Source organism: Nocardia sp. NPDC004722, from assembly GCF_053601505.1.
Genome location: NZ_JBSGBY010000248.1, coordinates 1 through 11544, shown reverse-complemented (window position 1 = coordinate 11544; position 11544 = coordinate 1). Strand labels below are relative to the sequence as shown.

At 60.9% G+C, this 11544-nt stretch carries 12 protein-coding genes; 9 read left to right on the top strand and 3 right to left on the bottom strand.

The genetic code is table 11. From position 1 onward, the window contains the following. From ACWELQ_RS23440 to ACWELQ_RS23420, 5 genes are all read left to right on the top strand, one after another. A partial coding sequence (locus ACWELQ_RS23440; RefSeq protein WP_452399187.1) for a YwqJ-related putative deaminase occupies positions 1-996 on the top strand: 996 nt, incomplete at its 5' end. An 18-nt stretch (positions 997-1014) separates the two neighbouring features. After that, positions 1015-1491 (top strand): SUKH-3 domain-containing protein, encoded by a 477-nt coding sequence (locus ACWELQ_RS23435; protein ID WP_452399186.1) that lies wholly within the window; start codon positions 1015-1017, stop codon positions 1489-1491. Further along, positions 1484-1873 (top strand): YwqJ-related putative deaminase, encoded by a 390-nt coding sequence (locus ACWELQ_RS23430; RefSeq protein ID WP_452399185.1) that lies wholly within the window; start codon positions 1484-1486, stop codon positions 1871-1873. The genes ACWELQ_RS23435 and ACWELQ_RS23430 overlap by 8 nt, the downstream gene beginning before the upstream one ends. Before the next feature lie 48 nt (positions 1874-1921). Continuing rightward, positions 1922-2809: an immunity 49 family protein gene (locus ACWELQ_RS23425; protein ID WP_452399184.1), complete on the top strand. Its 888-nt coding sequence runs from the start codon at positions 1922-1924 to the stop codon at positions 2807-2809. A 4-nt stretch (positions 2810-2813) separates the two neighbouring features. Next, the gene (locus tag ACWELQ_RS23420; protein ID WP_452399183.1) at positions 2814-3161 is read left to right on the top strand and encodes a toxin-antitoxin system YwqK family antitoxin; all 348 of its coding nucleotides are present in this window, start codon (positions 2814-2816) and stop codon (positions 3159-3161) included. 336 nt (positions 3162-3497) lie between these two features. On the opposite strand, the gene ACWELQ_RS23415 is transcribed toward ACWELQ_RS23420, so the two are convergent. Then, positions 3498-4262 carry a DUF6585 family protein gene (locus tag ACWELQ_RS23415; protein WP_452399182.1) on the bottom strand — a complete coding sequence of 255 codons (765 nt, stop codon included), beginning with the start codon at positions 4260-4262 and terminating at the stop codon, positions 3498-3500. Positions 4263-5042: 780 nt separating this feature from the next. Between ACWELQ_RS23415 and ACWELQ_RS23410 the strand changes: the two genes are divergently transcribed. Next, positions 5043-5423 (top strand): hypothetical protein, encoded by a 381-nt coding sequence (locus tag ACWELQ_RS23410; RefSeq protein WP_452399181.1) that lies wholly within the window; start codon positions 5043-5045, stop codon positions 5421-5423. A gap of 50 nt (positions 5424-5473) precedes the next feature. Continuing rightward, a complete protein-coding gene (locus tag ACWELQ_RS23405) occupies positions 5474-7177 on the top strand; it encodes a nucleic acid/nucleotide deaminase domain-containing protein (protein WP_452399180.1) in 1704 nt (567 codons plus the stop codon). Between the two features lie 13 nt (positions 7178-7190). On the opposite strand, the gene ACWELQ_RS23400 is transcribed toward ACWELQ_RS23405, so the two are convergent. Together ACWELQ_RS23400 and ACWELQ_RS23395 are read right to left on the bottom strand one after the other, a co-directional pair. Continuing rightward, positions 7191-7928 (bottom strand): hypothetical protein, encoded by a 738-nt coding sequence (locus ACWELQ_RS23400; protein ID WP_452399179.1) that lies wholly within the window; start codon positions 7926-7928, stop codon positions 7191-7193. A 43-nt stretch (positions 7929-7971) separates the two neighbouring features. Continuing rightward, on the bottom strand, positions 7972-8586 hold the full coding sequence (locus ACWELQ_RS23395; RefSeq protein WP_452399178.1) for a hypothetical protein: 615 nt from the start codon (positions 8584-8586) through the stop codon (positions 7972-7974). Between the two features lie 431 nt (positions 8587-9017). On the opposite strand from ACWELQ_RS23395, the gene ACWELQ_RS23390 reads away from it, so the two are divergent. Both ACWELQ_RS23390 and ACWELQ_RS23385 read left to right on the top strand, forming a co-directional pair. Beyond that, a complete protein-coding gene (locus tag ACWELQ_RS23390; protein WP_452399177.1) occupies positions 9018-10700 on the top strand; it encodes a hypothetical protein in 1683 nt (560 codons plus the stop codon). Next, positions 10700-11544: ESX secretion-associated protein EspG (locus ACWELQ_RS23385; protein WP_452399176.1), on the top strand; the 845-nt coding region annotated here is incomplete at its 3' end. The genes ACWELQ_RS23390 and ACWELQ_RS23385, both read left to right, overlap by 1 nt.

Here is an 11544-nt window from a genome sequence, read left to right as displayed (position 1 = left end):
CTGATCATCTACCCGGAGGGCCGCCTGGTCGCGGCGGGTGAGCGCGAGCCCTACAAGCCCGGGGTCGCGCTAGCCAAAGCCACCGGCACCGGAGTCCTGGCCCCAACCAAACCAGCCTGGACAGACGAAGCTGGACACGTCTACTCCTCAACAGCCGAAGTGACCCCTCAGGGCACTCGCCGCCCCCGCATCCCACCGGACGGCGACTGGGAATTCATCCACCCCGACGGCGCCAAATTCAAAGTCTCCGAGGACGGTTTCGTCCCGGGCACCCGAGACGAAGACAAGCTCGGCATCGATACAGATCAAGCGCGGGACCGCTCTACGCCGCCGGATGGAGAAGGCCCTCATGGCGTACTGATCGATCCGCAGCCGGAGTGGCATGGATCCGCCGCTGGCGGAATGAAGCACTTCCGCCTGCCTGTCGAGGATGTATCGCACCTAAGTCCAGACGAGCAGATCGCCGCTCTACACCAGCGCGGCCACGATCTTGCGGATACTGCCCTCAAACGGCCTTTGACCCCGGAGCAGGCCGATGTGGCGCATCAGAACAGGGTGCCGATCGGACAACACAAGACGAAGGAAGGCTGTGCTGGCACGTTCTTGCACGATGGTGTCTTGACCGCGCATACGAGTATGACGAGGTACGACAAACACACGACGCCGGACGCGCATCCAGTCCTCCAGCAACTCCTAGATGAGATCAAAGCTGCGGAAGTCGCAGGGGAAATCGAGAAGGTCGGAAGTGGACACGGCAACTGCTCCGAGGTCGCCCTGATCAGCGACCGATTGGTTGCGCTGGAACGGGGTGGAACCCGGATAGCCAGTCTCGAGGAAGCCAGAGCCGCACTCGAAGGCGGTAGTATTCATACGCGGCAGATAGGTGATGTGATCCAAAGGAAGACTGGCGTCGTGATGCGCTCGCACAATACGTATCTGGATCCTTGTGGGACATGCAAGCACATACTCCCTCGGCTGGGAATTAATCCGATCTAATCGAATGAAAGGAGTGTAGTGGCTCAGATTGGAACCGATGTAGTAAGCGCTTGGTTGGTCAAAGGTGGCTGGCATCCTGAGCGGGATATAGGCGATCAGGCAGATTACCTTGTAAAGGTGAGGGTGGATGACGCCAGGCGGCAAGGGTTCGAATTGATGGTGTCGGACGCCGCATTGCAGTTCATTCATTCCTATGGTGATCTCGAGTTGCCTCTGCGGAAAAGCTCGCCCGAGGCTTTGCTGATGTTGGACCCGACTATCGGATACGAGGGGGACGTCGAGGATTTCGCGGAGCTTTCTAGTGGCCTGCAGCGGAGTATTTTTCCGGTCGGCACCGAGACCGATGAGTTCGGCACCTGGCTAATTGACGAACTTGGCAGGTTCTTTTATCGGCATAATACCGGAAATTACTATCTCGGAAGCACTGCAGTCGAAGCGTTCGCGACAATGCTCTCGGGCGGTCCTTACCCCTACGCTGAGGATTACTTTGTTTGATACGTATCCGGCGACGTCTTCCTCCTTGCTTGTTCATGGGAAGATATTCAGCCATACCAGCCTGTTTGGAGAAGGGCTTCCGAATCACCATCCGGTGGTCCAGGACTTTATCGAGGCCTTGCCGGCTGCTCGGTTGAAACGTTTCGCTGGAAATTGTGCGGAACTCGCGCTCGTGTCGGATCAGCTTTGGGGGCTCGACGCGCAGCGTGTAGAGGGGGGTCATGCATCGTTGGACGAGGCTCGAGACTACCTGAAGGGCGCAGTAATTGTTTCCAAGAAAATCCGCCCCCATGACGATCCTGAGCACGGTCAAGTCGCCGATCCCTGTCAGGTTTGCCGGGAATTATTGGACTCGCTCGGTATTCGCGTGCTCGTAGATTGAACGAAGGCCCGATACCGTGTGCCCGTGTAACTGCGTCGTAGAGTTGGAATGATAGCCAAGGTTATTCATCGACCTGGTTTCGATGTGTACCTAGCTCAAGTTCGGGTATCGAATTATGGGGAGCTCATCGATGCCTCTCTTGCAGATGTAGGGGAATATCCTCATGCGCTGGGTAGTGCGCGCTGGCGGACATTGAATCGTCTTCAGTATCAGCTGATTGTTGATCCACCTGCGGCTGATGTCGAAACCTGGAGCGCGGCTGTCCTCGCCTCTGAGGTTGCCAATGCCGTCTTTGCGGCTTCGTCGGAGTCCGACGGAACAGTGCGATATGTGATCGGTCGGCCCTGCGACCTGCCGGCCTTGGGGCCGAACCGGCTGAGTTCGCCGGGTGATTGGGTGGCAGCTGCATGGCTGGCCGTCATTACGCGTAACAAACGGCGTATCGAGGAATTATGTGAAGTCGGGAAATATACTCTGAGAGCAAGCGGCGTGCGCACCGAGGGTTATATGTTTCCTTGGATTGAAGTTATTCAGCGCTTTTTGGGGCACGAGGAAGTATCGCCTGAGTTGTTCGATTCGGTGATGCGGCTGACGGATCCCGGCGTGGTCGAGTTCACCCCCGAGGACTTCGTGCTGAAGGTGGCCTACCCGCCGGTGGAGATGTTCTATAGCCTGCTGCGGCGCGACGCGGACCGATTCAACGATTCTTTGGCGCGTGCGCTCGGTGCATATCGAAGCTATTGGAGCTCACCCGAACTGTCGGAGAATCCGAACGGGTTCGTCGCTCTGGGGCCTCTTGCCATCGCGACCCTCGCTTGCGATGTCGGTATCCCGATTGAGATCGAATCGGACTACCTCCCAACCAATCTCGTGAATGGAACCTGGGTGAACGGTGGCTCAGGGAGAGTTAGACAGTGCGATGGGAGCGGACGGTAGGTCTATGAACAAGATCGACTACAGCGCCAGCCGGGATGAGATCGCCACGGACGATGATTTGCGACTGACCTTCCGCGGTGAGCCGTTTACTGGTGAGGTGGTCGAGACCATCGGCGATCAGTTGCTCACGCAGGAGTTCTACGTCGATGGGGTGCCACATGGACCAGACCGGGAGTGGTGGGCTGACGGCTCACTCAAGTCCGAGGGCGAGGTCGTTTATGGTCGGCCGCAGGGGACTTGGCGCAGTTGGCATCCCAACGGGCAGATCGCGGAGGAACGAGAGTTCAACTCCAAAGGGCATCTGACTACCGTTCGGAAGTGGGATGAGGACGGCAATCCGATCGGGAGATGAACTGCTGATGGGATACTCGGTACCCTGCCGATGGGATGGACGCGGCTGATTGTTCGCGGCAAGATCGTCGGCCGATACGCTGAACGGGAGACCGGGGCGAAGATGCCGGATGGGTCAGCCGCGTTTGGGGAAGGGACCCGCCGGCAAGGATTTCGCGCTGGAGAACGAATGGTATCCGCGTTCGGACGAGCACATGCCCGACTGGTTTCGTCGTGGACTCGACAGCGCGCCGTCGGATTCAACGCGGTAGCAGCGGCAACGAAACCGAGACCAACGAAAGCGCACTGTCAGAGGCAGTGTCGTTGTCCAGCGGCCGGGGAGACTGCCTGGATGGCTCTACAGACCGCGGCCGCGCTTGATCAGTGCGTAGAGCAGGTTGAAGTTGGTCAGGGCGCTGATGGGGCTGATGATCGGCGGTCGTTTGGCGGCGGTTTTGATGCGGAGTCGGCCATCGGCAATGTCGACATCGGTGATCTCGGTCCAGGGCACCTGGGTGCCGTAGCCGGTGACGCCGGTCGGGCTCAACGTGATCGCGCCGAACTCGATCGACTGTCCCGCTCCCAGTTTCGCCAGGGCGCTGGGCATCTGATGGACGGCGACACCTTCTTGGATTCGTGCTCCCCACTCCTGGGGGTTGATGATCCCCTCGCGTAGGCGCAACGCGCGGCCGTCCAGATCGTGCATCTGGTAGGCGTGGGTGACTCGGGTGGTGACACCGTTCCTGCGGTGCTCGACCAGGTCCTGAATCACCGTGGCCGAGTCGTACCGGACAACGCGCAACTGTTCCTTGGACTTGAAGATCAACCCGTGCTCGAACAGCTCGAGCCACTTACCGGAATTCCGCTGCCCGTGATAGATCCCGTGCACGGTCCCCAGCAGCGCCGTCAGCCCCGTGATCACCGCGAAGTAGAGCGCGGCCTCCAGTAACTCGACATGAACCGCGTATCCGAGCACCGTGACCGCGACCAAACCGATGAAGGCAAGCCCCAGCTTCCGGATCGTGCGCCAGTTCGTCATGATCGGGCCGTAGGTCTTGATGTGCTGCCCCAAGCCCATTCGCGCAGCCGTCTCCGAAATACGCTGGATGTCATCGGTTTGCATGGCCGACTGGGTCACAATTCCCCCTGTGATCAATGTTCGCCGAACGCCCGCAGCCTAACCGATGGCGGGACTCCCGCTAACTCAGAGTGCTTGATGCCCGGGGCCGGGTTCATTGCCGGGATAGCGGTGGCGGTAGGTCATTTCGTCTGTTACACCGCTGGGTGCGGTGCATCAGGAGGCTCCGGGCCATTGCGATGGCGGGCTGTACATTTGCGGCTGCTGTGGCATCGCGGCAACTGCCGGAGCCGTCCGTCCGCCGCCTGCGAGCGCCCCGCCCGTCAGGGCCAAGCCGCCGACGAAGAGTGCGGCGCCGATCAATACGACATTGCTGATTAGTTCGGCGGTCCGCTCTCGGGCGGGCAGTGTGTCCTCACCACGCGTGCTGTGGCTCCCGTCCCACCGCCCCCATGTGCATTCCTGCATCGTGGGGCTGTCGCGATTCGGCTCGCAAGTCAGCCCCAGATTCACCGCCGATCTCGCGGCTGCGTCGCGGACATCGTGTTGCGCCATATAGCCGAGACACATCATCACCGCTCCGGCAATGGCGATGAGCAGACCAAATATCCCTGCGGTAGCCCTCATGGCCCCCAGCCCCTCCCGATAACCAGCACAAACGAATTCGTAATGCGTACACACCAGGTCGGGCTCCTCGGCCGGACCGTCGGCGCGGCCATAGTAACGGCCACGGTCGGACGGCGCTGTCCGCGGCCCCGAGCGATCTTGCCCAACACGACAGTAAGATCGAGTGGGCAAGTGGTTGGGGAGCAGGATGGGAACGGCATGGCCGATGGAATCGAGCTACCGCGGCTCGCGCACGTCTATGACGCGCGTGACGAGGACGGCCGCCCGGTCGCGGTGCGAGAGGCGCTGTCGCCGCAATTGCGCGAGCAGATCCTCGCCTACCTGGAGCGAGCTCCGATCGTGTTGGCCGCCCGCAGTTTCGAGGTCGATGAGTTCGCCCCGTCCGATCGCGACGTTCCCCTGACCTTCCGTACCGACGGCGTCTGGATCTGGTCCGGATCGGTCTACCACTACCTGCGCAAACACAATCTACCTCCGGAGCAGGATCTGGTGCGGCACATCATCGATCGGGACTTTCAGCTCGGCGAGGTGAGCGCAGCGGACAAGGACATGGCTGTTCGGGTCATCACAGCGAGATGAGATCGTCTGATGGCAGTGGCCTATACCGGGGAGCTCGGAGGGACAGCACAGTGACCGAGGAATTCGATTCGCCGCATCTCACGGAGGTGAAGCGATTGCTCGGTGTTCGAATGGCAGTCCTCGGAACAGTTCTCTCCGTCGCGGCGCTGGCCGGATGTTCCACTGTTCCGGGACACGCTGGGGCCGCGGCAAATACCGTCCCCTTTTACAGTGCGGTCCTCGATTTGATGACACAGCGGGTAGCGCACTATTCAGGGGCGGATTCGGGCGGAAGTTCCTGGGACGTTCGTGTGACCGCCACGGGGGAGACGCTCGGAAATGCCACCGCGCCAGGGCAGCCGCAGGTCGATGTACTGAGCGTCGGTGGCAAGACGTATGTCAGACCTCCGAACGGCAGCCGATTTTCGGATCTGCCGACGGGGATCTCGCCCACATCGGTTGCGGGCAAATGGGTTACCGGATCCGAGCTGCCCGCCAAGCTGGTTCCAGCCGAGGCGCAGCCTCCACGCCAGTTGGCGGACCGACTGACGCGTGCGCTGGATCGTGCTACCGCCTTTCCACGAATCGGCGCCTCACCCATCCAGGTTGGTGCGGATCAGGCATACGAGGTCGCGACGCCTGATGGCACGCTGGCTGTTTCGGCGACTACGCCGTATCGGGTCCTGCGCTGGATTCCCAGCACCGCCGATAAGCAGACCTCCACTTCTACCTCAGTCGAACCGACTGCAGGGGGCGGCGTGAACGTGGCGGCGGATCAGTCCCAGGGCCCGATCGTCTTCACTGCCATGACACCCGCTGACCGGGAACAAGCCTTCAACGACATCGTTGCGCAAACTCAGACGCTGACCGATGCCGTGGATGCCGGCGTGCAGTTCAACTTTCAGCAGTCCGGAGATCTGAAGTGCACGAATGAGAGTTGCACCGTGACGGCGACAGTCTCGACCGTGACAACCGCGGCGCAGGGCGCTCGACTATCAGGCAACGTCTCCGCCGTGATGAGGGCGTCACTGACTATCGACGGCCAGCCCAGCAGTGGTTGCTCCACAACCCAAACCCTTCCCATCAACGGGAGTTCCGTGATGGCTTGTGTCGACGGCAGCGTTGCCCCGATCATCGCCGGGATCAACGCCCGCAATCAGGCGAAGGTGGATGCGCAGGCACGCGCCGAGAACCGCGATATCACGGTCGATTACCCCATCGACATCAGGAGTCATGTCGACGTCCAAGCGATTGCGATGGTGCAGGCCGAGATCGACCGCCTGGTCAGCACCGTTCGTGCCGAACAGGGTTCCGGTCGCACCCGGGATACATGTGGACAGTCCTGTACATATCAGCAAATTCCGTACGGAAGCGAAAACCTCAGCCAAGCTGCGGATCGCGCCCGCCGCTCGCGGAATACACCTTCCGGAGCCAATCTCCTTGTGGCCGTGGTTCCCGGCTGGAACGACCCGCAGAACGGGGATTTGGTCTTGGGCTCCGGCGACCCGCAAGGCGATAACCCCGTGGACCGTTCTGAGGAGGACCTGCTGAGCCAGCTGACGGCGAAGGGATACAAGCCCGACCAAATCACTTCCCTCTTCAGCGAACGCCAGCCCTGCTTCGCTACCTGCGGCTCGAAGTTGGCTCCTTCGCTACGCCCTGACACCATCGTGTCGTATTCGATTCCGTGGCTGCCCAATGATTCTCAGGCTGCCGCAGCCGCGAATAACCTGCTGGACAAGCTTGCCGTCGAGACACCAGTGCCGCAGAAGTAGGCCATGATGCCGATCATGTACGCAATTTGGTCCGAGTCGCCTCGGCGACCTTGAGCAGCATCGCGTTCGCATCGGCTTCCGATGGCAGCAGACCCGGTTCACCACCACCGAGCTCTTCCATCCAGGTGAGTTGCGTGACGACCCAGCCCTCACGGATCTGCAACTGCACACTGGTTCGCTGGGTCTGGGTCGGATTGGGGTAGACCGTTTGGAACGCGTCATCGCCCGTGCTGGTGATCTTCGCGATCTTGGGCTGCGGAGAAGTTGGGCCGAAGTCTCCCTTGTATTCCGACTGATACGCCGCTGCGAACTCAGGGCCTGGATCTTGCTGCTTGTTCAATATTACGGCGATACCCAGGGTTGCGTGCGCCGAATCGGTTGACTTCAAGCCTGGCACGTCGAACACGACGTTGCAGATCATGCGGTCGGAGACAGGGTGTTTGGTTGTGGACGCAGTCGGATTTCGTTGTCCGTAAGCTGTCGATGGAAGCGAGAATCCCATGCCTGTGACCGCGGAGAGATTGGCCACCGTGCAGAGATCATCGACCGTGTGATAGCCACGTAGATCCGCGTGAGGGTTCGGATCGTCCGTGTTCACACTGGCTTTTCCGACGTAGCCGGTCGCGATAGCGCCGATCGCCCACAGTGCAGAGGTGACAATGACTGCGCAAATTGTCCACAACCAACGACGGTCCTTCGGGTGGGTCGGTGCTTGCGGCATGTGTGGTTGGGGCGGAAAAGGGTTGGACACGTTGGTTCCTCGGGGCTGATGTGCGCCGGTGTCGACTCACACGTCATTTGCGAAGCATGGGCATGCTGGTCGTGGCAATCGCGGTCAGGATTCGGCGCTTGTCTGCCTTGGAGGCGTCGGCCTGCGCTGTTGAGACGTTCAACAAGGGTGTCCAGGCCACCGAGTAGACGAACCAGCCGTCGAGGACGGTCAAAGTCATCGCCTTGGATCCAGAATTGTCGTAATTGACGTAGGCCGCGTCGCCCAGGCCGGTCACTTCCTCGAAATCGTCGGAGCTACCTCTCGACTCGGTCTTCGCGATATCCAACCCTTGCCGGAATGCTGGAATCGGATTGCTTTCCTTGTGCACAACCGCGGTGGTCGTCACGAACACGGTTGCGAGATTGCCTTTTTCGTAGGTCATCTCGCACCTTGCCGCATCCATGGCGGAATGCCGTTGTACGAAGGCTGCACGGGGTGAGACGGGCGATCCCGAGACCTTGAAGCCGGCAGCTTCGACCGAGGAGAGGTTGGTCGCCTTGCACAGGTCGTCCACCACGTGGTAGCCACGAACGTCGGGCTTCGATGCCAGATACGCGCTCGACGAAGGCCCGTTCATTATGTGGACGCCGAACAGCGCACCAGCCCAAATGATTGAGGTAGCGAATACGGCGGTCAACGGCCAGAGATAGCCGCGCGCTCGAGACTGCGGTGGCTGAGGTGTCGGGAACTGCTGGTATCCGCCACCGTGAGGTGTCGGAGCCATCGGCGACCCGATCGGAATCCCGCCACTTGTATCCACTAGCAGTGCCCCTTAACTCCCGCTTGCGGCGCCACGCTATCAGATGCTCGTGGAACCGATCGGCCACGCGAGGGCGAGCCGGTGTCGATCCGGCGTGGTAGCGTCGGCCCTTGTCCGCCTCGGGGGCGATGCGATCGGCCGACGGAATATCCACCCATGCAACCGTATCCAGGCCCCGATGTCGGTCGAGGTCGGATTCGGATGGCTTCCGGCGGTCGTAGATGTCGAGTTCGAGAGAATCGGGGGCTTCGGTGGGAGACATCCCTTCGTGGAGCGTGCTTCAGTCGGGGATCGGCAAGGACACGCTCATGTTCAAAGCCGACGCGGCAGCGACGGCCCTCAACGCGTGCAGCACCCTGATCGGGCATCTACTTGCGCTGCGTCAATCGACGAAGGACGTCAAGGACCTCGGCGCGTTTGCCGGGCCGGATGGCGACTTCCATTCCGGGGTCAGACTTGCGGAACAGTACTCCAGCCTCGCCGATGACCTGGACGCGGCATTAGGCGCACACATCGGCATCGTTCAGAGCATGGCCAGCACGTTCAAGGAGGCCGCAAAGACTTTCGCGGCCGTGGACGGCGAGTCGGCGGCCAGCTTTGCCAAGATCGCGATGACGACCGTACCGGGCGGCTTCTCGAATCCGTTACCGGATCCCGCCAAAGCATGGGATTCTGTTGCCACGCCAAAGCCGTACCTTACAGATCTGCAACTCCCGTTGGAGTCCGAAATCTCGAAAGTCTATGCGGCACCAGCAGATTATCGTGCTGTGCAACCCGAAAATCCCTACAACAAGCACTGGAACGAGCTTTACAAGTTCGGGCAGAGCATCAAGCCTGACCCGGTGGTACTGGCGGCGCGCCATTGGACCTGGATGTCGGGGGAGGTCTTCGCGTACTTCGAGGAGTTCAGAAGTACTGCTGTCGACAAAGGTATTCAAGACGGCTGGGTGGGAAAATCGGCCGGCGGTGCTATCGGGGCTGTCAACAAGGTTGTCTCCGATGGCAAAGCGCTATCTACGGTGGCGGGGCAGGTCGGGGGTGACTTGCTAGAGGCCGCCGCGTGGTTGAAAACGACCAAACCGCTGATGCCGCAAACCGAGAACGAGCCGTCCTCTTCGTCGACACTCCAGCTTCCCGGTCTACCGGCCAGCGTCCAGGCGAAGGGCTTGTTGGGTTACCAGTACGACTGCGACAGCTACTACATAGCCGGAATCATCAAGTACAACACTCACCTCCGCGCAATCGAATCTCCAACGGACGGTACCCCTTCGACGCCCGGAACGACCCCCGGAAATACTCCTGGCACCACGCCTGGCACCACCCCCGGTGGCACCCCTTCAACCCCGGGCTCCCCCAGTACCCCTACCGTCCCCACCGACACGGATCCGAAGAATACTGATCCCGCCAACCCCACCAAGACGGACACTCCGACCACAACCACGGACACCACGCTGCAGACGTTGATCACGCAGGCCAGCACGGTGCTTCAGGCGGGCATCACCGCCGCGGAACAGGGCGTAGAGAAGCTCGCGACGGCGGTCCAGACGGCTTTGACGCAGACGAAGACCACGGAAAAGACGACGGACCCGACCGATCAGCTGACCCAGCAGTTGCAGAACCTGGGCCTGATCCCGAAAACCGACAGCCCCGGTGTAACTCCGACCGGCGGCAGCCCGACGGGCGGTACGCCAACGGGCGCACCCCAGACGCCGAAGACGCAGCCGTCTCCGAAGGCAGCCACTCCGACGTCGGCGACCGAGACGGAGGTGGAAGCGGAAACAGCGACGGCATCTCGCGCGGGACTCGCGTCCACATCCTCGTCGTCGTCCTCGGGAACGTCGAGCGGAATGGGCGGCTCGCCAATGGGCGCGGCCGGTTCGCAAGGACAGAGCAAGGAACACAAGCGTCCGCAGTTCCTCACCAACCTCGAGAATTTAGAGGAAGTGCTTGGTGAATCCCCTGCAGCAGTTACTCCGGTGGCCGAAAGGTGATGCGTAGCTGGCAGTTCGAGGATCTGGAGTTCCTCGTGCTCTGGGAGCGGCTCGTAGGGGATGCTCTGCCTGAGCCGTTCGAATTCATCAGTAGTACGCCGATGTATTACGACTATCTGCGAGAGAAGCGACAGGCGGCGGAGCGGCTCGAGGATGTTCTCAAAGGCCCCTTCGCTGATGTGCTGGACGTGCTCTCTGCTCCGGACATCCGACTGGTGGCCCATGGCTGGGATCCGCGGAATCCAGACGATCGGTCTGGGCGGATCAGGATTCTCGCCGCTCGTCAGCGCAGTGTTGGCTTCATCGTGAAGCAGGTAGTTCCTGGAGGTAATTCGGCCGGTGGCGGCTTCGTCGTGACCGAATGTGATCCTCTGCGCCTAGCAGACGAGCTCGTCGCGGCCCTGCCCCTGGCTGCGCCTGGGCGTGTTTCAGAAATTCTCTTGGCGCCACCTCACGAGACTCAGGACGACGTTGATTACCGCTATGGAGCCTCGGCCGTAGGAGCGGAATCGAATGATGATCTCCTGCGAGGATCTCAACGCTTCCTGCACCGACAACTTGATCTGATCGGCACAATCGATGTTGTTCAAGGCCAATCGAAGTACGGACCGCGCGGCATAAGCAAGCACCGGCTGGAGTGGCGTGATCTACCGGATGACGGGCGGTACGCGATAGTTCACGCGCCCCCGTGGAAGGCGACCTCGGTCGACGTGAAGCGACTGACGTCGGTGATCAACTCCCGTATTGCCGAAGGGCGTGCAGTGGAATCAGCTGGACGGCAACTCGACCTACGCGGTGCCCAAGAACGTGCTGGTCTCCACCACCGATCCGCGCACCTCGAACT